Here is a 21,286-nt window from a genome sequence, read left to right as displayed (position 1 = left end):
AAAATGGGTTCAACTTGAAATTTTATTCATTGTTAATTAAGCATTTTAAAGGAATTAATAAAATCTGGTCTTAATATATACTCTGAGCGTTTATCAGATTTTATCTTTTTCAATACTTCTAAACCATAAAGAACTTTTCCAACGGGTGTATATTCGCCTTCAAATAATGGTTCATCCTGTAGGATTATAAAGAATTGACTGTCTTCAGTATCATTCTTAAATGTTCGAGCTAATCCGACACTACCTTTGGTATAATTAAAATCATTATCAATTTCTGATTTAATTGTACCTAAACCTGATTTTCCAGTTCCAATTTTTCCATAATCTAAATTTCCTTTTTTTCCAAACTCTAGGTCACCAGCCTGGATAAGTTTATTTTCAATTACTCTATGAAAAGCAATATTCTCATAAGCGTTAGATCTAATTAAAGTTACAAATCTTTGAACAGCATTAGGTGAAATATTAGGGTAAAGTTCTATAATTACATTTCCACAAGGTGCATTTAAAACTGCGATATTATTTGGATTTTTAAAAGTAATATTCTTTGGATCAATATTTTTGACAAATAAACATTTATTCTTAACTATAAAATATGTGCAGAAAGTTGTGATAGCTAATAGGATTAAAAAAATAAAAATAAGTTTTTCTGATTTAGAAGCTTTAATTTTTTTTATCATTAGTAAGTAAAAGAATTATCTATTTCTTTTATTTTATTTTCAATATATGAAATTTTATTATTTAAAATAGGATCTAATTTACGAATTTGATTAATTTCTTTTTTCTCTAAGAAGATCATATGCGAATAAACTTCTGCCATATCTTCTGAAGCTGTTGATTTAGAGTATTCTGTAAAAAACCCATCAGTCTCTTGATATTTTTCTAAAGATATATTCTTTGTGCATGTAGAGCATTCAGCGTATTTAAATTCAAAATTATTAAATTTAGCCCATTCTTCTTCATTAAAAATATTTTTGTGCTGAAGATGCATTACATGAAAAACTTCATGATGAATTACTCTTTCAAAATATTTCTCATTAAATTTGATATCTAGTATTAATGTTTTCATTATATTATCTGGAATACCAGCTGTATATAGTTCTGAGATAGATAAATTTTCACACATTACAATATATTTGAGATTAATTTTTTTTAGATAGTCATAAGAGTATCTATTAAGATTTTTATGAATAATCTTATATTTTAATTCTAAATCTTTCTTATTAGGATTTGAACAAACAATGTTTTTTTGAGTGCCTAGTTGGAAGGGTCTTGCTGCATAAAAATATCTAAGTTTATTTTTGGTATTTATTTCATAAATCTCTAAGTTAGGTATCTTAATTAAATTATAAATAGTATTTGCTTTTAGGGGTGTACTTAAAAAAATTAATAGTAAAATAGCTCTTATTAAGTTCATAATTTTAAAGATAGAAGATATTCCATTCTTAAAGAATGTGGTACATTTTATTTATAAATGAAAAAAGAAAGAAACAAAAATCCAGTACAACCAATAAGTGGAACTAAAGTTCCAAGATTTGCAGGGCCATCTACATTTGCAAGATTACCAGAATTAAGAGATGTTGAGAGTTGTGACGTAGCAATTGTTGGAATTCCATTTGATGCAGGCACTAGTTATAGAGCTGGTGCGAGATTTGGACCCATGAGTATTAGACAGGCATCAAGACATTTAAGAACTAATTATCATCCAAGTTACGACGTTGAACCATTTAAAGTTCAGCAAGTTGCTGATGCAGGCGACATTACATGTAACCCATTTAACATTGATGAAGCCATTAAACAAATAGAAGAGGGGGCTACGGAACTTTTAGATAAAGTAGGTGGCATTATTAGTTTAGGAGGTGATCACACAATTGCTCTTCCTTTGCTAAGAGCTATTAATAAAATGAATAATGGGCCAGTTGCTTTAGTACATTTTGATGCTCACCTAGATACATGGGACACATATTTTGGAGCGCCCTATACTCATGGAACTCCTTTTAGAAGAGCAAGAGAAGAAAATTTATTTTTAGATGATGCTTCAATGCATGTTGGGATTAGAGGTCCTCTTTACAGTAGAGATGATATTAAAAATGATGAAGAGTTTGGTTTTAAAATCATTCACTGTGATGAATTTCAAACACAAGGTACAGATAAAATTGCTGAAAGAATAAGAAAAAGAGTTGGGAACAATCCACTTTATTTATCTATTGATATAGATGTTTTGGATCCTGCTTTTGCACCTGGGACGGGTACACCCGAAATTGCAGGAATGACTACAAGAGAAATGGTTAATGTCATAAGAGGCCTTTCAGGTTTAAATTTAATTTCTGCGGATGTAGTTGAAGTGTCTCCAGCATATGACCATGCAGAAGTTACATCTTTAGCAGCAGCTACAATTGTTTATGAATTAACTAATTTGTTTGCAAAAGTTAAAAGATAATATAATTTTTAGAAATGTTGGATAAAAAAAATTTTTATATAAATGGAGAATGGGTTTCTCCAAAAAAATCAAATGATTTCAAAGTAATTGACCCTTCAACTGAAGAGGAATGCGCAGTTATATCTTTAGCTGGAGTTGATGATGTAAATGATGCTGTAAGTGCTGCAACTAAAGCATTTGAAACTTGGGCCTTCTCTACTAAAGAAGAAAGATTAAAGTATTTAGAAGCCCTCTATGAAGTTTATAAAAAAAGATGGAATGATATGGCTAAGGCAATCTCACTTGAAATGGGATCGCCGATAGATTTTTCAACACAATTACAAGCGGGAACTGGAGCTAGCCACATAAAATCCTATATAAAAGTTTTAAAAGAATACACATTTGAAGCAAAATTAGGAGAACATGCTCTTAATAATAATATTTTACATGAACCAAAAGGAGTTTGCGCGTTAATAACTCCATGGAACTGGCCAATGAATCAGGTTTGCTTGAAAGTGATTCCTGCTATAGCAGCTGGATGCACAATGGTTCTTAAACCATCGGAGATAGCTCCATTATCATCAATAATTTTAGCAGAAATGATTGATGAAATTAAACTACCAAAAGGTGTTTTTAATCTTATTAACGGAGATGGTGCTGTTGCTGGTAATGCACTTACTAGTCATCCAGATGTAAACATGGTTTCATTTACAGGATCAACTAGAGCAGGTGCTTTAATTTCTCAAAATGCTGCAAGTGATTTTAAAAGAATTAGTCTTGAACTTGGAGGGAAAGGTGCAAATATCATATTTAAAGATGCTGACGCTGAAGCAATTGAAAGAGGAGCGCTTAGATGTTTTAGAAATTCAGGGCAATCATGTAATGCTCCAACAAGAATGTTAGTTGAAAAATCAATCTATGCAGATGCAGTGGAAAGAGTTAAAAATTTTGCTAACTCAATGAAAGTTGATGTTGCAACAAAAAATGGTGATCATATTGGTCCTGTTGTTTCAAAAACTCAATTTGAAAAAATTCAAACATTAATACAGGTTGGAATTGATGAAGGTGCAAAATTAGTTGCTGGTGGAACAGGCAAACCAGATGGCCTTGATAAAGGTTATTTTGTTAAACCTACAGCATTTGCGGATGTTAATAACCAAATGCAGATTGCAAGAACAGAAATATTTGGTCCTGTTTTGTCAATTATACCTTTCGAAACTGAAGAAGAGGCTATTGCTATAGCTAATGACACTCCGTATGGATTATTAAATTTTATTCAAACTCAAGATCAAGAAAAAGCGAATAGAGTTGCTAGAAAATTAAGATCAGGAATGGTCGATATTAATGGTGCAGGCTTAGCTCCTGATGCCCCTTTTGGTGGATACAAACATTCAGGTATTGGCCGTGAAGCTGGTAAATTAGGTTTAGAAGAATATTTAGAAGTTAAGGTAGTTAGTGGTTGGAACGATTAATTTAACTAAATTAACAATTTGTTAATTTATTACAGATTTTTCTTTAATGCCATCCAGCAAGCTTAAACATTTTTTAAGCTCATCAAGAATTATAAATTCATCAATTTTGTGAGCTTGCTCAATCGAGCCTGGTCCACACACAACTGTGCTTATTCCTATTTCTTGAAATAAACCAGCTTCAGTTCCAAATGACACAACTTCTCTTGTGTTGTCTCCTGTTAAACTTGAAACTAGTTCACAAGCATTCGATTTTTCATCTCTATCAAAACCAGTGACTTCACCAATAATTTTTTTTTTAATTGATGCGTTAGGAAAAACTTTTTTCATATCTGGTAAAAGTATTTCATTTGCATATTTATCTATTTTTGCATTTAAAAAAACACCATCTTCTTTGACGACAGGTCTTGTTTCCCAATTCACATGACATTTATCCGCTATTACATTGTGTGCTATACCGCCAAAAATCCCTCCAATTGATAAAGTAGAGTGAGGAGGGTCAAAAATAGAGTCTTTAGGTGATCTTTCTTTTAATTCTTCTCTTAATTCAATTAGTTTATTCACATATCTTGATGCGTATTCAACAGCACTAACTCCCTTGTGTGGAGCAGAACTATGACCTGCTAAACCCTCAAAATAAGTTGTGTATTCGTAGCATCCTTTGTGTGCATCTATTATTTTCATATTAGTAGGCTCACCAATTATACAAATTCCATCTTTAACTCCTCTTTTTTTTAACTCTTCAATTAAAATTGGAGCCCCTATACAGGCAGTTTCTTCATCAAACGTATATGAGAAATGAATATCTCTATCTAAATTAGCTTTTGCATAAATAGGAGCAAAAGCTAATGTGCAAGCTATAAAACCTTTCATATCACAAGAACCTCTACCAAAAAGTTTGTCATCTTTTATTGTTGCAACAAATGGATCGGTACTCCATCCCTTAGAAACTGGAACAACATCAGTATGACCTGATAAAATTATAGGTTTTTTATTACTAGGTTTCTTTGCTTTAAGTGTAGCAAAAAGATTAACTCTTTTTTTTTCATCGTCAAAAGTTTTAAATGAAGTAGCACCTAGTTTGTTTAGAATTTCATCACAATAGTTAATTAATGAACTATTGTCTTCTCCAGATATAGTTTTGAAACTAATTAAATCAGTTAAGATTTTAACAGAGTTGTTGAATAATTGATCTGAACTATTTTCTGTACTCATAATATAGTTGTATTATATATTAAATTTATGAAAGAACAAATAACCTATGATATTTTTGACAAAATAGACATTAGAGTAGGCACTGTAATATCAGTTAAAAAAAATGAAAAAGCTAGAAAACCTTCACTAATAATTGAAGTGGATTTTGGAAAAGATATAGGTGTTAAGCAATCATCTGCACAAATTACACATTATTACAATGAAGAAAATTTAAAAGGTAAACAAGTTATTGGCGTTTGTAACTTTCCAGAAAAAAATATTGCAGGTGTAGTTTCACAAGTTCTTATTTTAGGTTCGATTGATGATGAAGGCAAAGTTATACTAGTTCACCCATCTCAACAATCAGAGAATGGGCTTCCAATAGCTTAAACTTTATGCATCCTGAAGTATTTTTATTGATTGGAATTTCTTGTTCATTAGGTTTTACACCAGGACCTAATAATGCTGTTGCTTCTTACTCAGGTTTTAATTTTGGTATAAAAAAAACAATTCCATTAATAATGGGAGTTTGGTTGGGTTATACTGTGTTAGTAATTTTGATCAATTTTGTATTGATATCAACTTTTATTAAATATCCATTAATCCAGGAAGTGATCAGAATATTAGGAACTTTATTCCTCATATATTTAGCTTATAAAATTTCATTTTCTGAAACATCCAAAGAGGGTAAAAAAATTAATCCAGTAAAATTTATTGATACTTTTACATTCCAGTTTTTAAATCCTAAAGGAGTAATGGCAGCTATTACATTAATCTCAAAATTTGTATTAGAAAACGATTACTTAAATAGTTCTTTAACAGTTATTGTCGTTTGCTCTTTGACAGCTCTAACAAGTATTACAGCATGGGCTTTTTTAGGTAAGTTTTTAAGGAATTTTGCGACAAATAATAATTTTATTAAACGATTTAATTATGCTATGTCCTTGCTACTTATTGTTTGTATAATAGGGTTCTATATCTAAATTAAATGAAACCAGGAAATCAAAATTCTTATAACTCCCTAAAAACTATCAGTATTAATGATAGGGATTACAAATATTATTCTCTAGTAGAAGCAGAAAAGAACGGTTTAGATGGAATTTCAAAACTTCCAAAGTCATTAAAAGTTTTGTTAGAAAACCTTTTAAGATACGAGGACGATCTATCAGTTACTAAAAGTCAAATAGAAGCAATTAAAGAATGGCTAAAGACAAAAAAATCATTAACTGAGATAGCTTATAGACCAGCTAGAGTTTTGTTGCAGGACTACACGGGAATACCAGCAGTTGCTGATCTTGCAGCTATGAGAGAAGCGGTTAAAGAAAAAAATAAAGATCCCAATACAATCAACCCACTTTCTGCAGTTGATCTAGTTATTGATCACTCTGTACAAGTAGATAAATCTGCAAACTCAGATTCATTTGAAAAAAATGTTGATATTGAATTTAAAAGAAATGGTGAGAGATATTCTTTTTTAAAATGGGGACAACAAGCTTTTAATAACTTTAGAATTGTTCCTCCTGGAACTGGGATTTGTCACCAGGTTAATTTAGAATATTTATCAAAAGTAGTCTGGTCTGAAAAATTTCAAAACGAGGACTATTTATTTCCTGACACGTTAGTTGGTACTGATAGTCACACTACTATGGTTAATGGTTTATCAGTTCTTGGTTGGGGTGTTGGTGGAATAGAAGCTGAAGCTGGAATGTTAGGTCAGCCAATTTCAATGTTAATTCCAGAAGTAATAGGATTTGAAGTTAAAAATAAAATGCCAGAAGGTACTACTGCGACAGATTTAGTTTTAACAGTTGTAAAAATGTTAAGAGATAAAGGAGTTGTTGGAAAATTTGTTGAATTTTATGGAGAAGGCTTAAAGAATTTAACTCTTGCTGATAGAGCAACAATTGCAAATATGGCACCAGAATATGGAGCGACATGTGGTTTTTTCCCAATTGATGAAGAGACATTAAAATATTTAAGATTCTCAGGTAGAGATGAGAACACAGTAAATATAGTTGAAAATTATGCAAAAGAACAAGGTTTATGGGCTAATGACCAAGTTGAATTTACTGATACCTTATCGTTAGATATGTCTACAGTTGTTCCAACTATTTCAGGACCTAAAAGACCTCAGGACAAAGTTTTATTAACAGATGCATCTACCGGATTTAAAAAAGTTTTTGAAGATGCAACTAATAGAAAAGAACAGCATATTTCAAAAGTATCAGGAACAGATTATGAAATTAAAGATGGCTCAATATTAATTGCAGCTATAACTTCATGCACAAATACATCTAATCCAAATGTATTAATTGGTGCTGGGTTATTAGCAAAAAAAGCAGTTGAACTTGGTTTAGAGACCAAACCTTGGGTTAAAACATCATTAGCACCAGGCTCACAAGTAGTTACAGATTATTTAGCAAAAGCAGGACTGAATGTATTTTTAGATAAACTTGGTTTCAATTTGGTTGGATATGGTTGCACGACTTGCATAGGAAATTCAGGCCCTTTACCAGAGGAAATTGTTAAAGCAATAGACAAGGAAAACATCTACGCTGTGTCAGTTTTATCTGGAAATAGAAATTTTGAAGGAAGAATATCTCCACATATAAAAGCTAATTACTTAGCATCACCACCACTTGTAGTAGCTTATGCACTTGCTGGTCACATGGAATTTGATTTATACAAAGAGCCTTTAGGAAAAAGTAAAGATGGTAAAGATATATTTTTAAAAGATATTTGGCCATCAAATAAAGAAATTGAAGACACATTAAGAGAATCTCTAAATGCAGAGATGTTTGTTAAAAGATATTCAAATGTTTCAGAAGGCCCTAAACAATGGCAAGAAATTAAAACTGAAAATACCAGTATTTACAATTGGGACTCAAGTTCAACTTATGTGAAGAAACCACCATTTTTTGAAAATTTATCTGATCAACCTGAGGGGTTTAAACCTATTAAAGAGGCAAGACCACTTTTAATTTTAGGGGATATGGTTACAACTGATCATATTTCTCCAGCAGGAAATATTCAAAAAGAAAGCCCGACAGGTGAATATTTTATGGAACATCAAATACTTCCAACAGATTATAACTCTTACGGATCAAGAAGAGGAAACCATGAGGTAATGATGAGAGGAACTTTTGCAAATATTAGAATAAGAAATGAAATGGCACCAGGAACAGAAGGTGGGTTTACAAAATTATATCCAGAAGAAAAAGTAATGCCAGTTTATAATGCTGTTGAGGAATATAAAAAAAGAGGGACAGACCTTGTTGTTATAGGAGGAAAAGAATATGGAACAGGATCGTCAAGAGATTGGGCTGCTAAAGGAACAAAACTATTAGGTGTTAAAGTTGTAATAGCAGAAAGTTTTGAAAGAATTCATAGATCTAATTTAATTGGAATGGGTGTTTTACCTCTACAATTTACTGAAGGACACGACAGGGTAAACTTAAAATTAATTGGTTCAGAGTTGATAACCGTTCTTCAAATTGAAGACGGTATAAATGCATCAGATCATGTTCAAGTTGAAATAAAATATGCCTCGGGAGATATTAAAAAGATTAAAACTCTATGTAGAATAGACACTAAAAACGAATTAGAATATTATAAGAATGGTGGAATACTTCAGTATGTATTAAGGAATATGATATAGCAATGGACGAAGAAATTACAATCATAGATACAAACGCAAGAAATGAGAGAATAAAGAATTTTTTTATAAATAATAAAAAAAAACTTATAATAATTATTTCAATAATATTAGTAATTATAATTGGCTATCTATCATTTGAAAATTCTAAAGAAAAAAATAGAATTAAATTAGCCAATCAATACAACTTAGCATTAATAGATCTTAATCCTGAAAATAAACAAAAAACAATTGATGAAATGGTTAATGTTGTAAAAAGTAATGATGCAACTTATTCTCCATTAGCTTTATACCATCTACTAGACAATAATTTATTAGAGAACAATGATGAGATAAATATATTATTTAATGAGTTAATTGAAAATACAAAACTTGATAATGAAATTAAGAATTTGATTATATATAAAAAAGCATTATTTAATTCAGACTTTGTTAGTGAAAATGAATTATTGAAAATACTTAATCCAGTAATTAATTCTGAAAGTATCTGGAAGTCCCATGCATTATACTTACTTGCAGAATTTTTTTATTCAAAAGATGAAAAACAAAAAGCTAAAGAATTTTTTAACCAAATTATAATTTTACCTAATGCTAACAGCACAATTAAAACTGAGTCACAAAAGAGACTAAACAGAGACCTTGGTGAATAAAGTACTATTATCAGTCCTAATCCTCTTAATTTTAAACAATTGCTCAACTAGTAAAAAAGCAGGTTTTTGGAATAAAGATGACAAAAATCAACAGCAAATTGAAAATAACAAAACTATTTTAACCAAACAAATAAGACCTGAAGATGAATTTAATTCAAATCTTTATGTTAAAATATCAAATGGCAAGCTAAATCAAAACAGCTTGAATGATCAAAATGATACTGGCGAACTAACTTATGAAGGGGTCTTAGAAAAAATTGGAAAATATAACTTTTCTAAATTTAATGATTTTGATTTTATAAGTCCCAGCCCTTTATTTTATAATAATAATTTAGTTTTTTATGACAACAAAGGTGAAATAACTCTTTACGATGAAAACCAAAAAACTTTATGGAAAAATAATTTTTACAATAAAAGTGAAAAAAAAATTAGGCCAAGACTAAATTTTGCATTAAAAAACAATATATTAATTGTAACTGATGATGTGGCAAAATATTATGCAATTAATATTGATACAGGAGAGCTATTATGGACAAAAACAAACATAGTTCCTTTTAACTCTAACATTAAAATAAAAAATGATGTTTTTTATGTGGTGGATTACAAAAATATTCTAAGATCAATATCAATAAAGGATGGATCAGAAATATGGAATTTAAAAACTGAAGAGTCTTTAACAAAATCAAATACCCAAATATCAATTGTGCTCGATGATAAAAATATTTATTTTAATAATTCAATTGGAGACATCACAGCGGTAGATATAAAATCTGGTCAACTGGTGTGGCAACTACCCACACAAAATAATAATATTAGTCAAAATGCATTTCAATTATCTAATTCAGAATTAGTTATCAATGAAAACACAATATTTTTCTCTAATAATAAAAATGAATTTTATTCTATTGATAGTGCTACAGGATTAATTAATTGGAAAACTGAGATTAGCTCAGATCTTAAACCTGTTGTTATTGGCAAACTTATAATAACCATATCTGAAAAAGGATATTTATATATTATTGACAAAAAATCAGGGAATATAATAAGAATTAACGATTTATATAAAAACTATAAAGATAAAAAAAGAAACCAAATAAAACCTACTGGTTTTATCGTAGCTTTGAATAAAATATATTTAACTAATAGTGACGGAAAATTAATTATTGTAAATAGTAATGAAGGTAACATCTTGAATGTAGTAAAAGTTTCAGGAAGTAAAATTTTGCAGCCATTTATAAATGAAAATAATCTTTTTTTAATAAGCAACGGTTCTATTATCAAATTTAATTAGTAATGTTTCTTAAGTTACTCGATAAATTAGGAAGAAAAAAAGTTGTTTTAGATCGTGGACCTTCCCACCCCAAATTTAATGAAGCTAAACCCTGGATGAATAGATATTATGTTTTATTAAGACATAGGCCTAAATGGTTTCCATTTAATATTTTATTACATGAAATGTTAGCAGACGATCATGGGGAAGGGGTTCATAATCACACATTTCCTTACATAACCGTTATATTAAGAGGGGGTTATTGGGAAACGTTAAAAAATGGAAGATTTTGGAGACCGCCAGGATATATTGGTTTTAGATCAGCAAATAATTTACACAGAGTTGATCTTAAACCAGGAACAAGACCTCTTACATTATTTTTATCTGGTCCTTTTGGATTAAGAAAAGGCCCTAGATCAGAATATGGTATAGATTTTAAAACAACAAATGAATTTAAATAAATTATTTCTTAGTTATTGTAAAATTAACAATTTAGAAATTAATCCCAATCAATTAGGCTCAATCGATGAGCTGAATTTATTCTATAATCAAAACTTTAATAAATCACTTCTAAAAAAAATATTTACTAAACAAAATTATAAAACAGGGTTTTATTTACAAGGGGATGTGGGTGTGGGTAAAACCATGATACTAAATTTTTTTTATAATAAATTTGATAAAACTAAACAAAGATTTCACTTTAACGAGTTTATGATTAGTTTTCATGACTTTGTATTTAAAAACAAAGAAAATAAACAAGAAAATATTATAGATAAATTTGTTCAAAAACTAAAAAATAAATCTAAATTAATTTATTTAGATGAGTTTCAGGTTACAAATATTGTAGATGCTATGATTTTAGGTAGCTTATTCAAAAAAATATTTGATGAGAATATCAAAGTTTTATTTTCATCAAATACTAAAATAAATGATCTTTACAAAGATGGATTACAAAGAGATCAATTTCTTCCCTTTATTAAAATAATGAAGGAAAGATCTTATGAGACACAATTAATTATCCAAGATGATTATAGGAAGTCTGTAAAAAACAGAAATGAAAGATATTTTTATCCATTAAATGAATCAACTAATTTTAAACTTAATAAATTTTTCAGAAAAATAACAAAAAATCTTACTAATCAAGAAATGATCTTAAGTATTAAAGGTAGAAAGCTTACTATTAAGAATTACTTTAATGGAATAGCACGTTTTGATTTTAAAGAGTTATGTTCTAAAAATATTGGAGCTGAAGATTACATTAAAATAACTGAAGTATGCAATTTTATTGTTATAGAAAATATTCCAATTTTTAATAGTGATAATTCTAATCAACAACAAAGATTTATTACTTTAATTGATATTCTTTATGAAAAAAATATACCACTTATGATAACTTCTCAACTACAATTAGATTTATTAAGCTCTTCTGAAGATTTAAAAAAGATATTTAAAAGAACCATTAGTAGGTTGTATGAATTAACATCTATTAAGTATACGAAGTTATGAGACAAGAGTTTTTTAATTTAGAATTGAGTACTAATGGCCAGAGTCTCTATGAATTTACAAGCGAAACTAATAAATGGATCAAGGATAATGAATTTAATAATGGAATTATCAATATAAGTATTCAACACACCAGTGCTTCTTTAATAATTCAAGAGAATGCTGATCCAGATGTTCAGAGTGATTTAGTAAATTTTTTTAATAAGCTCGTACCTATGGACAATTCCCTTTACATCCATACAGCTGAGGGAAAAGATGACATGCCTGCACATATAAAATCTGCGTTAACTAATAATCAAATCTCTTTAAGCGTTAAAAACAATGAGTTATTACTTGGTACCTGGCAGGGTTTATATCTTTTTGAGCACAGAATTGAGAAGCAAAAAAGATTGATTATTCTTCATTATTTAGGAGATTAGTTTTTTTTAATTGTTTTAAAAGCATCTAGAGCAGCATTTCTTGCTTCAACGTGATCTATAATTGGTTTTGGATAGTTGATACCAACAATTACTTTAATCTGTTCTTGGTATTTGGTTTCAAGTTCCCATGGCTTGTATAAAAATTTATTAGGCATGTTTTTAAGTTCAGGAACCCACTTTTTTGTATAAATCCCATCTTTGTCAAATTTTTCACCCTGGAGAATAGGATTGAAGATTCTAAAGTAGGGAGCTGCATCTGCACCACATCCTGCAACCCATTGCCATTGAGCAACGTTACTAGCTTCATTATAATCAACTAAACAATTTTTAAAATGTTTTTCACCCTCCATCCAATGAATTCTTAAATGCTTAACAAGAAAAGAAGCAACAATCATTCGAACTCTATTGTGCATCCATCCTGTTTCGTATAGTTCTCTCATTCCAGCATCTACAATAGGGTATCCTGTCATGCCTGCTTTCCAAGCTTTAAGAAATTTATCATTTTTAACCCAAGGAAAATTGTCAAAATCTTTTCTAAGATTACCTTTTAACATTTGTGGAAAGTAATTAATTAAACTATGAGAAAATTCTCTCCATCCTAATTCATTAATATACTTTCTATATCCAATTTTTTTAACTTTAATGTCTTGGCATTTCTTCCAAATTGTTTCTACATGTATTTGACCAAATTTTAAGAAAGGAGATAACTTGGAGGTTCCATTAACACCTGGAATATCTCGTGCGTCACCATAGTCCTCAATTTTATTATTTATTAATTCTTGTAAATATTTTTTAGCTTCTTTTTCAGATGGGTCCCAGTATTTCTCAAATTTTTTATGCCAATTTTTTTTAGGCAAAATTTCTTTTATAGAAATTGAATTTTTGAATATGTTTATCTTTTTAATTTTTGATTTAACTCGTATTAATTTTGAAGGAGCTTTTGAAATATAGTGCTGTTCAGTTTTTTTCCAAAATGGAGTGAATACTTTATAGGGAGTGCCATCGTCTTTAGTCATTTCTTGAAATTCTACAAGAATGTTTCCTTTAAAATATTTATATTGAATTTCATTCTTAATAAATAGATCTCTTATTTTTTTACCTTTATTAATTACATCTGGCTCATAAACCTTACTCCAATAAACAGTAACATCATCTTTCTTTTTTAAAATTGATAATACCTCTAGTTCATCACCTAACTGAACTTCCAATGTGATATTTAATTTCTTTAGATCTATACTTAAATTTTCTAATGATTTAGACAGCCACCATTTTTGGGCCTCTCTTTTTTTATCAAAGTTTTTTGGGTTATATATATAAATAGCACTTACATACTCATGATTTTGAGTTGCTGTCGCTAAGGCTTCGTTATATTCAATTCTAAAATCTTCTCTAATCCAAACAATGGCTTTTTTTGTCATATTTACTCAGATTTTTTGCAATCCATCACTTAGTAGTTTTTGATACATTGCACTATCAGTTAAACCTTCACAACCAAATAAAAGTACATTTGATTGTTCATTTAACTCTAGCTTATCTAAGTATTCTTTATTGTTAAATGAGCTTATTAACGCGATTATACCTGGGACCGCACATTCACCAGCTATTATTTTTTCATCGGATAAACGCTTTTCTGCTAGCAATGCTACAGTAGTTGAGATTGCTTCATCAGATATAGTTAAACAATAATTTGAAGAATTTTTTAAAATTTCCCAGGCAATACTTGATACATCACCACATGACATTCCACCCATTACTGTTTCCTTTTTAATATCAACACTTGTGGGTTTATTATTCTTAATACTTTGAAATACACAGTCTGCATTTTCCGGTTCAACAATAATAAATTTTGGAATATCTTGTGATAATTTTGCAAAGCCAGCAATCATTGCTGCAGCCATTCCACCAACTCCAGCTTGAAGAAATACGTGTGATATTGAATTAGATTTTACTTCATCTAAAATTTCTTTAATCATTATGGTGTATCCAGCCATAATTAATTTTGGTACTTCCTTGTAACCTTCCCAAGACACATCTTGCACAATTTCCCAATTATTTTCTTTAGATTGTTTTATGCATTCTTTTAATGAATTATCATAATTACCTTTAACTCTAATCACTTCAGCATCCAATTTACGCATTGCTTCAGCTCTAGATTCACTAACAAATTCACTTATAAATATTTTACATTTTAATCCAAGTCTTTGAGCTCCCCAGGCTACAGATCGACCATGATTTCCAGCTGTTGCTGTTGATACAGTTATATTCTTTTTTTCACTGGCAATCTTATAAACAGCAAAAGCTCCACCTAAAGCTTTAAAAGATTTTAGATCAAACCGTTTATCCTCATCTTTGTAGTAAATATTTTTAAATTTTAATTCATCATTTAGTTTATTTAATTTAACCAATGGAGTGGGGGCATAATTATCCCAACTAGATATAGCCTTAATTGCTTCATCTATAAATTTTTCTGGAAGTTGCGTAAATATATTTTCTTTATTAAATTTATAATTTTTATTCTCTAAAAATGATGTAATAGACCAAAGGTTTTTCTGCATGATTGATTTCATTTATTAACAATCAAGAGTGCTATTTTTTTCCCAGTGAGTTACCGAACTTTTTTTATCAAATTTTTCTTCTTGATTAAAATCATTAATTTCAGACCTTTTTAACTTTAGATAGCTTTTAATAGTATCACCGCCAAATGCTTCCTTAATTTCTTTACTATTTTCTAGTTGATCTAATGCATCTTCAATTATGTCAGGTAATTTTTTTAGGTGAGGGTAATTTTTATGATCAGTGTACATATTACAAGATAAAGGTTCACCAGGATCTATTTTATTATTTATTCCATGTAAACCAGCAGCTATTACTCCAGCTTGAAGTAAATAAGGATTTACTGCTCCATCCATTAACCTTAATTCAAATCTACCTTTATCAGGAATTCTTATCATATGAGTTCTATTATTTCCTGTATAAGAAATACTACTAGGTGACCATGTAGCTCCTGATTTTGTTGGTGGTGCATTTATTCTTCTATAGCTATTAATTGTCGGATTAAAAAAAGCAGTTAAAGGCTGAGTAAGTTTCATAATTCCACCTAGAAAATTATATGCTAATTTGCTCAAACCTAATTTGTCTCCATTATCTAGAAATTTATTAATTTTTCCATTCCATAAAGAAATGTGAGCATGACAGCCATTACCAGTTAGATTGCTAAAAGGTTTTGGCATAAATGTTGCTCTAAGACCATGTTTTTCAGCTAATGATTTCACCATATATTTAAAGAATACATGTCTATCAGCAGTAGTTAAACAATCTGTATAATCCCAATTCATTTCAAACTGGCCATTAGCATCTTCATGATCATTTTGGTATGGGTTCCAACCCATAGTAATCATGCTATCACATATTTCTTTGATTAAATCATATCTCCTCATTAAAGCAGACTGATCGTAACAAGGTTTTGATTGAGTGTCTCTTGCATCAGCAATTTTACTCCCATCTTCTGATATCAAAAAATATTCACACTCTACACCTGACTTCATGACCAAATCTTTTTTATCTAATTTATTAATTTGCTCTTTGAGCATTACTCTAGGTGAAGCCTTAACAGGCTTACCATACATATATAAATCAGAAGCTAACCAGCCAATTTCTTTGTTCCAAGGTAATTGAATTAAACTTTTAGGATCTGGTAGAGCAAACATATCCCCATCTGCAGGAGACATATCTAGCCAAGTTGCAAAACCTGCAAAACCCGCCCCATTTTTTTGCATGTCTGCAATCGCTTGTGCTGGTACTAATTTTGATCTCAAGACACCAAAAAAATCTACAAAACTAATCAAAAAATATTTTATTTTTTTAGCTTTAGCAATTTTAGATAAATTAATAGGCATATTTTATTTCTTAATTTACAACTGTTAATTAGTCTTCACAATACTATTTTTTATTTTTTAGTCCTGGTATCCAATCTGTTCCAGCCAGTGGAACTCTTGCCATTGCTGCAGCTTCTACTGTTAAAGCTGCTAAATCTTCAGGTTCTAAATTTCTTACATCTGATTTTCCATTTGCTCTTGCTAATGTTTGCAACTCTAGGGTTAATGTGGATAAATAATTTTTTAATCTTTTACCCCCCTCTATAGGATTGAGTCTTTTTTCTAGTATAGGATCTTGTGTAGCAACACCTACAGGACATTTTCCTGTATGACAGTGATGACAGTAACCTGGCTCTGTTCCAAGTTTTTCGTAATCTTTTCTATAAAGATCTGCATTACAATTTAAAGCCATCATAGCAGCAGATCCTATTGATACAGCATCTGCTCCCATTGCAATTGCTTTTGCAACATCAGCACCAGTTCTAATTCCACCAGAAACAATTAATTGAACTTTTCTATGCATGTTCAATTCTTTTAAAGCATCTACAGATTCTCTTAAGGCACCAAGAGTTGGTATACCCACATGTTCTATAAAAACATCTTGTGTTGCAGCGGTTCCACCTTGCATTCCATCTAACACAACAACATCAGCACCAGCTTTTACTGCTAAAGTCGTATCATAGTATGGTCTTGCTGCTCCAACTTTTATATAAATTGGTTTTTCCCAATTTGTAATTTCTCTCAATTCTTGAATTTTTATTTCTAAATCGTCAGGTCCTGTCCAATCTGGATGTCGACAAGCACTTCTTTGATCTATGCCCTCAGGTAAAGTTCTCATACCAGCAACTCTTTTATTAATTTTTTGTCCAAGAAGCATTCCACCCCCTCCAGGTTTTGCACCTTGTCCCACAACTATTTCTATAGCATCTGCTTTTCTTAAATCATCTGGATTCATACCGTATCGAGAAGGTAATAATTGATATACTAGATATTTAGAAGATCCTCTTTCTTCTTTTGTCATGCCTCCATCTCCAGTGGTTGTCGAAGTTCCCATAGCAGAAGCACCTCTGCCCAAAGCTTCCTTTGCATTGGCACCTAAAGCTCCAAAACTCATTCCAGCAATAGTAATTGGTATATCTAATTTAATAGGATTTTTTGCAAAACGGTCTCCAAGTATTACAGAGGTATTACATTTCTCTCTATAACCTTCTAATGGATATCTAGACATGGAAGCTCCTAAAAATACCAAGTCATCAAAGTCTGGAACTTTTCTTTTAGCACCCAATCCTCTAATTTGGTAAATTCCTTCCTTAGCAGCTCTTTGAATTTCTTTAATTGTTGAAGATGGAAACGTTTTAAATTCTTTTAAATCTTTTTTCATAACTAATATGAGCTCACATTATCAATTTTAAAATTATATAAATTTCTTGCAGATCCATATCTTTTAAATTTTTTTGCATCTTCAGATATATTCAAATCTTTAAAAATTTTATTTAATTCCTTTATATTTTTATCATCCATTTGTTTTTCTATACAATCAGAACCTAAACTTTTAACCTTACCTTTAACAAATATTTTTGCCTCATAAATTGAGTCTCCTAAATCAGCATCAGCGTCTCCCAAAATAATTAAATTACCTTTTTGTGCCATAAATGCTGACATATGACCAACAGACCCCTTTACTATAATGTTAATCCCCTTCATTGAAATTCCACATCTTGAACTTGCATCTCCTTCAATAATTAAAGAGCCCCCATGTCCGGTGGCACCAGCAGACTGCGAAGCATTGCCTTTGATAATTACTTTACCAGACATCATGTTTTCAGCTACACCCGTTCCAACATTTCCGTGTACGGTAATAGAAGCATTTTTATTCATCCCAGCACAATAATAGCCAGTGTGTCCTTTTATTGAAACTTCAATATCATCTTTTAAACCTGCACAAATAGCGTGTTGACCTTGGGGATTTAAAATTTGGAAACTTCTGTTATTTTTTTCTCTACCAACGTTTTGTAGTAGTTGATTAATTTCTCTTAGTTTTTTTTTATTTAGATCTAAATTCATAATTTACCAGTGATAAACAATACCTGGTTTTGGTTCAAAAATTTTAGCTGTGTTTACATTTGGCAAGTGCGCCATACATTGAAATTCTGAAGCAACCGCTACATAATCTTTTGTTTCTGCAACAACTGCTGGCTTGCAAGCTATTTCATCTCTCAACAATGCAAAACCATCTTTAGTACCAGCTATAAAGGTGTAGAAACCATCTAAATCTTTTAGGCTATTTTTTAGGGTTTCTTCTAGATTTTCTCCTTTTGAAATTTGATTAGAGATGTAACCAGCCGCAACCTCAGTATCATTTTCTGAATTAAATTTCTGACCTTCTTTTTTTAAAGACCTTCGTACGTTGTTATGATTTGAAAGAGATCCATTATGAACCAAGCACTCATCTTCTGATGTAGAGTAGGGGTGAGAACCTTGAGTTGTAATTGCACTCTCTGTTGCCATTCTAGTATGGCCTATTGCATGAGTTCCTGAAAAAGAAGATAATTTAAATTTTCTAACGACATCTTTAGGGTTTCCCGTTTGTTTAAAAATATTAATACTTTTACCATAGCCCACCAAAGAAACTTCTTTTAATTTAGTATCTAGGATTTCTAATACCTTTTTGGGTTTTTCCTCTGTTTCAAGAATTACATGATCCGAAAAAGTTTTAAGTGTTATTTTTTTTAAAAATTTAGATATTTTTTTTTTAAATTCTTTATCTGTTAATTGATTTAAACAAATAGAGTATTTAAATTTATTTTTATTTTGCTTTGTATATATTGCAAATCCAGCACTATCAGGGCCTCTAGTCGCCATACCATCAAGCATTCCAGATAAAAATTTACCAAGATCTTTTTCGTATTTCTTTGTTTTAAGATAAATCCCTACAATTCCACACATAAATTTTTAAGTTTATTTTATTAAAGATAGTAAGAATTCCTTATAGTAGAAAATATTTCCCACTACAATGATGATGATAGCTGCTATTACTCCGTACTTTGCTTTTGGAAAAACAACACCTCTCATCTTACTTGGTCTTTGATTTTCTTGATTATTCTCATTCATATAGAATTTTTATAAAAAAAAGGGCGCCACAATTAAGCAGCGCCCAAAGTTTATTTAATATTACCAGTCGGTAATATTGCTTTTATGATCATTTGCACCATGTCTTTTCTTAGCTAATCTTGAGAGTTTTTCACTCTCAGATTTAGCTGTGATGACATGCCACCCAATCCAAAAAACTACACCAAGAATAACTAGCAAAGTTTCAGTGGATCCAGCTCCCGGATAAATGGCTCCGACAACCTCTTCTGCACTTAAATGATCTATCCAGTTTGTAACTGTAGCCATATTTTTCTCCTTTACCTAGTTGCAGAGGCGACCGCTTTTTCAGCTTCTCTATCGTCCTCCATTATTTCATAGTCTAGTCCAGCTATTTCAACTTCACGTGGTATTCTTAATTTGCCAAATGCGCTTAGTATTCTAGCTAAAACATAACCTGGTAACATTCCAAGAACTCCGAACATTATAATTGCTCCAAGGAATTGTCCCAGTGGATTGATTGATGCATAAGTTGATCCGTCCCACATAGCTCCAACACTGTATCCAGATGAAGGATAGCCATTTAAAACAAATCCACAAATTACAAGACCAACAAACCCTGCATAACCATGCACTGCTACTGCACCAACTGCATCATCAATTTTGAACTTACGTTCAACCCAGTAATGCATTTTATATGAAATAACTACACCGATTGCACCAATAAGCATTGCTTGTATCGGGTGATACAAATCATTACCTGCAGATGCACAGATGATACCAGCCAGTCCACTTGAGTAAGTCCAGAATGGATCACCTTTAGCGACCACGTATCCAGCCAATAATCCACCTGATAGTGACATCAAGAAGTTATAGGTTATTCCACTCAGTGTGGTTGGGGTTACATATATGTTTGTTGCTGTCCAGTATGTGACACCTTCCATTCCATACTCAGGTCCAAGATCAAATATTGGTATATTACATGCCGCATAAAATCCCCAGAAACCAGTATAGATTAAAAATAATCCAACTGTAACTAGCCATGGATTTCTTGGTCCTATATTTCTTGGTTCACCACTTGATGAGAATTTTCCAATTCTAGGTCCTAGTACGATTAGAACACCTAAAGCAAATCCACCCGCAATTGCGTGAATTACTCCTGATGCATAAGCGTCATGATACCCTAAAATTTTAAGCATCCATCCATCAAAGTGCCATCCCCAAGCAGCATCAATTACCCAGAAACACGAACCAATTGCAATTGCTAAAATACCAAATGCAAAAGTTGTAATTCTTTCAATGATTGCTCCAGAAACAATTGAAGCAGCTGTCCATGAAAATAGTAAGAATGCAGCCCAGAATACTCCACTTATACGGTCACCTAAGTTGACAGCCATAAATTCAGTATTTGCCACATACCATTTCGCACTAAAAGTACTTTCATCAGTAATTAATGCTGAACTCTCATTCATTATTGAAGGTGCTATTCCCGGTCCTGTTGGGAATGCCCAGTAAATCCACCAACCAAAGAAAAACCAGGTTACCGTTACTAGTGGTATTACCATGGTATTTTTCATTAAAGTATGTTGGTGATGCTTGTATCGTGAGGCTCCAACTTCATACATACAAAACCCGACGTGAATCAGGAACATTAATACCACTGTTACCCAGTAGTAAAATTCTGTAAATATAACTGTAAGAGCGCCTAATTGATCATCCATAATCTCTCTCCTATTAGTTTTAAGAAA

Annotated in this window: 22 protein-coding genes; 10 read left to right on the top strand and 12 right to left on the bottom strand. The window is 30.9% G+C overall.

What is annotated here, in order from left to right; all coding sequences use genetic code 11:
* Positions 1–32: 32 nt before the first annotated feature.
* Positions 33–677: a peptidylprolyl isomerase gene (locus SAR11_RS06665; protein ID WP_011282314.1), complete on the bottom strand. Its 645-nt coding sequence runs from the start codon at positions 675–677 to the stop codon at positions 33–35.
* On the bottom strand, positions 677–1,414 hold the full coding sequence (locus tag SAR11_RS06660; protein WP_011282313.1) for a putative zinc-binding metallopeptidase: 738 nt from the start codon (positions 1,412–1,414) through the stop codon (positions 677–679). Before SAR11_RS06660 ends, SAR11_RS06665 begins: the two co-directional genes overlap by 1 nt.
* 57 nt (positions 1,415–1,471) lie before the next feature.
* Here SAR11_RS06660 and speB point away from each other — a divergent pair, with 57 nt between their 5' ends.
* Together speB and SAR11_RS06650 are read left to right on the top strand one after the other, a co-directional pair.
* Positions 1,472–2,437 (top strand): agmatinase, encoded by a 966-nt coding sequence (gene speB / locus SAR11_RS06655; RefSeq protein WP_011282312.1) that lies wholly within the window; start codon positions 1,472–1,474, stop codon positions 2,435–2,437.
* 14 nt (positions 2,438–2,451) lie between these two features.
* Positions 2,452–3,888 (top strand): aldehyde dehydrogenase family protein, encoded by a 1,437-nt coding sequence (locus SAR11_RS06650; protein WP_011282311.1) that lies wholly within the window; start codon positions 2,452–2,454, stop codon positions 3,886–3,888.
* 21 nt (positions 3,889–3,909) lie between these two features.
* Here SAR11_RS06650 and argE read toward each other — a convergent pair whose 3' ends face one another.
* The gene (gene argE / locus SAR11_RS06645; protein WP_011282310.1) at positions 3,910–5,100 is read right to left on the bottom strand and encodes an acetylornithine deacetylase; all 1,191 of its coding nucleotides are present in this window, start codon (positions 5,098–5,100) and stop codon (positions 3,910–3,912) included.
* A 27-nt stretch (positions 5,101–5,127) separates the two neighbouring features.
* On the opposite strand from argE, the gene SAR11_RS06640 reads away from it, so the two are divergent.
* The 8 genes from SAR11_RS06640 to SAR11_RS06605 are packed head-to-tail and all read left to right on the top strand — an operon-like array spanning position 5,128 to position 12,576.
* A complete protein-coding gene (locus SAR11_RS06640; RefSeq protein WP_011282309.1) occupies positions 5,128–5,469 on the top strand; it encodes a tRNA-binding protein in 342 nt (113 codons plus the stop codon).
* Positions 5,470–5,474: 5 nt separating this feature from the next.
* Positions 5,475–6,062 carry a LysE family translocator gene (locus tag SAR11_RS06635; RefSeq protein ID WP_011282308.1) on the top strand — a complete coding sequence of 196 codons (588 nt, stop codon included), beginning with the start codon at positions 5,475–5,477 and terminating at the stop codon, positions 6,060–6,062.
* Positions 6,063–6,067: 5 nt separating this feature from the next.
* Positions 6,068–8,737 (top strand): aconitate hydratase AcnA, encoded by a 2,670-nt coding sequence (gene acnA, locus SAR11_RS06630; RefSeq protein ID WP_011282307.1) that lies wholly within the window; start codon positions 6,068–6,070, stop codon positions 8,735–8,737.
* A 2-nt stretch (positions 8,738–8,739) separates the two neighbouring features.
* The gene (locus tag SAR11_RS06625; RefSeq protein ID WP_011282306.1) at positions 8,740–9,384 is read left to right on the top strand and encodes a hypothetical protein; all 645 of its coding nucleotides are present in this window, start codon (positions 8,740–8,742) and stop codon (positions 9,382–9,384) included.
* The gene (locus SAR11_RS06620) at positions 9,377–10,675 is read left to right on the top strand and encodes a PQQ-binding-like beta-propeller repeat protein (protein ID WP_006997965.1); all 1,299 of its coding nucleotides are present in this window, start codon (positions 9,377–9,379) and stop codon (positions 10,673–10,675) included. Before SAR11_RS06625 ends, SAR11_RS06620 begins: the two co-directional genes overlap by 8 nt.
* Positions 10,676–10,677: 2 nt before the next feature.
* Positions 10,678–11,115 (top strand): hypothetical protein, encoded by a 438-nt coding sequence (locus tag SAR11_RS06615; protein ID WP_011282304.1) that lies wholly within the window; start codon positions 10,678–10,680, stop codon positions 11,113–11,115.
* Positions 11,102–12,160, top strand: coding sequence for a cell division protein ZapE (gene zapE / locus SAR11_RS06610; protein WP_020169615.1), 1,059 nt, complete (start codon positions 11,102–11,104; stop codon positions 12,158–12,160). The genes SAR11_RS06615 and zapE overlap by 14 nt, the downstream gene beginning before the upstream one ends.
* On the top strand, positions 12,157–12,576 hold the full coding sequence (locus SAR11_RS06605) for a secondary thiamine-phosphate synthase enzyme YjbQ (protein ID WP_006997968.1): 420 nt from the start codon (positions 12,157–12,159) through the stop codon (positions 12,574–12,576). The genes zapE and SAR11_RS06605 overlap by 4 nt, the downstream gene beginning before the upstream one ends.
* Here the strand turns inward: SAR11_RS06605 and SAR11_RS06600 are convergent.
* From SAR11_RS06600 to SAR11_RS06560, 9 genes are read right to left on the bottom strand one after another with little or no spacing between them, the layout of a single operon-like run.
* Positions 12,573–13,994 (bottom strand): cryptochrome/photolyase family protein, encoded by a 1,422-nt coding sequence (locus SAR11_RS06600; protein WP_011282302.1) that lies wholly within the window; start codon positions 13,992–13,994, stop codon positions 12,573–12,575. The genes SAR11_RS06605 and SAR11_RS06600 overlap by 4 nt on opposite strands.
* Positions 13,995–14,000: 6 nt before the next feature.
* A complete protein-coding gene (locus tag SAR11_RS06595; RefSeq protein ID WP_236608318.1) occupies positions 14,001–15,131 on the bottom strand; it encodes a diaminopropionate ammonia-lyase in 1,131 nt (376 codons plus the stop codon).
* Between the two features lie 15 nt (positions 15,132–15,146).
* Positions 15,147–16,472 carry a type III glutamate--ammonia ligase gene (gene glnT / locus SAR11_RS06590; protein ID WP_011282300.1) on the bottom strand — a complete coding sequence of 442 codons (1,326 nt, stop codon included), beginning with the start codon at positions 16,470–16,472 and terminating at the stop codon, positions 15,147–15,149.
* A 43-nt stretch (positions 16,473–16,515) separates the two neighbouring features.
* Complete coding sequence (locus tag SAR11_RS06585; RefSeq protein ID WP_006997972.1) at positions 16,516–17,832, bottom strand: FMN-binding glutamate synthase family protein; 1,317 nt, start codon at positions 17,830–17,832, stop codon at positions 16,516–16,518.
* Positions 17,833–17,834: 2 nt separating this feature from the next.
* The gene (locus SAR11_RS06580; protein WP_011282299.1) at positions 17,835–18,515 is read right to left on the bottom strand and encodes a protein glxC; all 681 of its coding nucleotides are present in this window, start codon (positions 18,513–18,515) and stop codon (positions 17,835–17,837) included.
* A 3-nt stretch (positions 18,516–18,518) separates the two neighbouring features.
* Complete coding sequence (locus SAR11_RS06575) at positions 18,519–19,397, bottom strand: class II glutamine amidotransferase (protein ID WP_011282298.1); 879 nt, start codon at positions 19,395–19,397, stop codon at positions 18,519–18,521.
* Positions 19,398–19,409: 12 nt separating this feature from the next.
* Positions 19,410–19,562, bottom strand: coding sequence for a hypothetical protein (locus SAR11_RS07085; RefSeq protein WP_006997975.1), 153 nt, complete (start codon positions 19,560–19,562; stop codon positions 19,410–19,412).
* A 60-nt stretch (positions 19,563–19,622) separates the two neighbouring features.
* Positions 19,623–19,847: a hypothetical protein gene (locus tag SAR11_RS06565; protein WP_006997976.1), complete on the bottom strand. Its 225-nt coding sequence runs from the start codon at positions 19,845–19,847 to the stop codon at positions 19,623–19,625.
* Between the two features lie 11 nt (positions 19,848–19,858).
* Positions 19,859–21,259, bottom strand: a complete 1,401-nt coding sequence (locus SAR11_RS06560) for an ammonium transporter (protein ID WP_011282297.1) — start codon at positions 21,257–21,259, stop codon at positions 19,859–19,861.
* Positions 21,260–21,286: the final 27 nt, after the last annotated feature.

It is taken from the genome of Candidatus Pelagibacter ubique HTCC1062, assembly GCF_000012345.1.
GTDB lineage: Bacteria > Pseudomonadota > Alphaproteobacteria > Pelagibacterales > Pelagibacteraceae > Pelagibacter > Pelagibacter ubiqueversans.
This window is presented reverse-complemented; position numbering and strand designations above follow the sequence as displayed.

What these genes read in the sequence shown, in the direction of transcription:
- SAR11_RS06600 (WP_011282302.1), bottom strand. Translation starts at nt 13,994, where the DNA reads ATGACAAAAAAAGCCATTGTTTGGATTAGAGAAGATTTTAGAATTGAA.
- SAR11_RS06650 (WP_011282311.1), top strand. Translation starts at nt 2,452, where the DNA reads ATGTTGGATAAAAAAAATTTTTATATAAATGGAGAATGGGTTTCTCCA.
- SAR11_RS06580 (WP_011282299.1), bottom strand. Translation starts at nt 18,515, where the DNA reads ATGAATTTAGATCTAAATAAAAAAAAACTAAGAGAAATTAATCAACTA.
- glnT (WP_011282300.1), bottom strand. Translation starts at nt 16,472, where the DNA reads ATGCCTATTAATTTATCTAAAATTGCTAAAGCTAAAAAAATAAAATAT.
- zapE (WP_020169615.1), top strand. Translation starts at nt 11,102, where the DNA reads ATGAATTTAAATAAATTATTTCTTAGTTATTGTAAAATTAACAATTTA.
- SAR11_RS06575 (WP_011282298.1), bottom strand. Translation starts at nt 19,397, where the DNA reads ATGTGTGGAATTGTAGGGATTTATCTTAAAACAAAGAAATACGAAAAA.
- SAR11_RS06635 (WP_011282308.1), top strand. Translation starts at nt 5,475, where the DNA reads ATGCATCCTGAAGTATTTTTATTGATTGGAATTTCTTGTTCATTAGGT.
- SAR11_RS06615 (WP_011282304.1), top strand. Translation starts at nt 10,678, where the DNA reads ATGTTTCTTAAGTTACTCGATAAATTAGGAAGAAAAAAAGTTGTTTTA.
- SAR11_RS06625 (WP_011282306.1), top strand. Translation starts at nt 8,740, where the DNA reads ATGGACGAAGAAATTACAATCATAGATACAAACGCAAGAAATGAGAGA.
- SAR11_RS06585 (WP_006997972.1), bottom strand. Translation starts at nt 17,832, where the DNA reads ATGAAAAAAGATTTAAAAGAATTTAAAACGTTTCCATCTTCAACAATT.
- SAR11_RS06605 (WP_006997968.1), top strand. Translation starts at nt 12,157, where the DNA reads ATGAGACAAGAGTTTTTTAATTTAGAATTGAGTACTAATGGCCAGAGT.
- SAR11_RS06560 (WP_011282297.1), bottom strand. Translation starts at nt 21,259, where the DNA reads ATGGATGATCAATTAGGCGCTCTTACAGTTATATTTACAGAATTTTAC.
- SAR11_RS06640 (WP_011282309.1), top strand. Translation starts at nt 5,128, where the DNA reads ATGAAAGAACAAATAACCTATGATATTTTTGACAAAATAGACATTAGA.
- SAR11_RS07085 (WP_006997975.1), bottom strand. Translation starts at nt 19,562, where the DNA reads ATGAATGAGAATAATCAAGAAAATCAAAGACCAAGTAAGATGAGAGGT.
- SAR11_RS06665 (WP_011282314.1), bottom strand. Translation starts at nt 677, where the DNA reads ATGATAAAAAAAATTAAAGCTTCTAAATCAGAAAAACTTATTTTTATT.
- SAR11_RS06660 (WP_011282313.1), bottom strand. Translation starts at nt 1,414, where the DNA reads ATGAACTTAATAAGAGCTATTTTACTATTAATTTTTTTAAGTACACCC.
- SAR11_RS06595 (WP_236608318.1), bottom strand. Translation starts at nt 15,131, where the DNA reads ATGCAGAAAAACCTTTGGTCTATTACATCATTTTTAGAGAATAAAAAT.
- argE (WP_011282310.1), bottom strand. Translation starts at nt 5,100, where the DNA reads ATGAGTACAGAAAATAGTTCAGATCAATTATTCAACAACTCTGTTAAA.
- SAR11_RS06565 (WP_006997976.1), bottom strand. Translation starts at nt 19,847, where the DNA reads ATGGCTACAGTTACAAACTGGATAGATCATTTAAGTGCAGAAGAGGTT.
- speB (WP_011282312.1), top strand. Translation starts at nt 1,472, where the DNA reads ATGAAAAAAGAAAGAAACAAAAATCCAGTACAACCAATAAGTGGAACT.
- acnA (WP_011282307.1), top strand. Translation starts at nt 6,068, where the DNA reads ATGAAACCAGGAAATCAAAATTCTTATAACTCCCTAAAAACTATCAGT.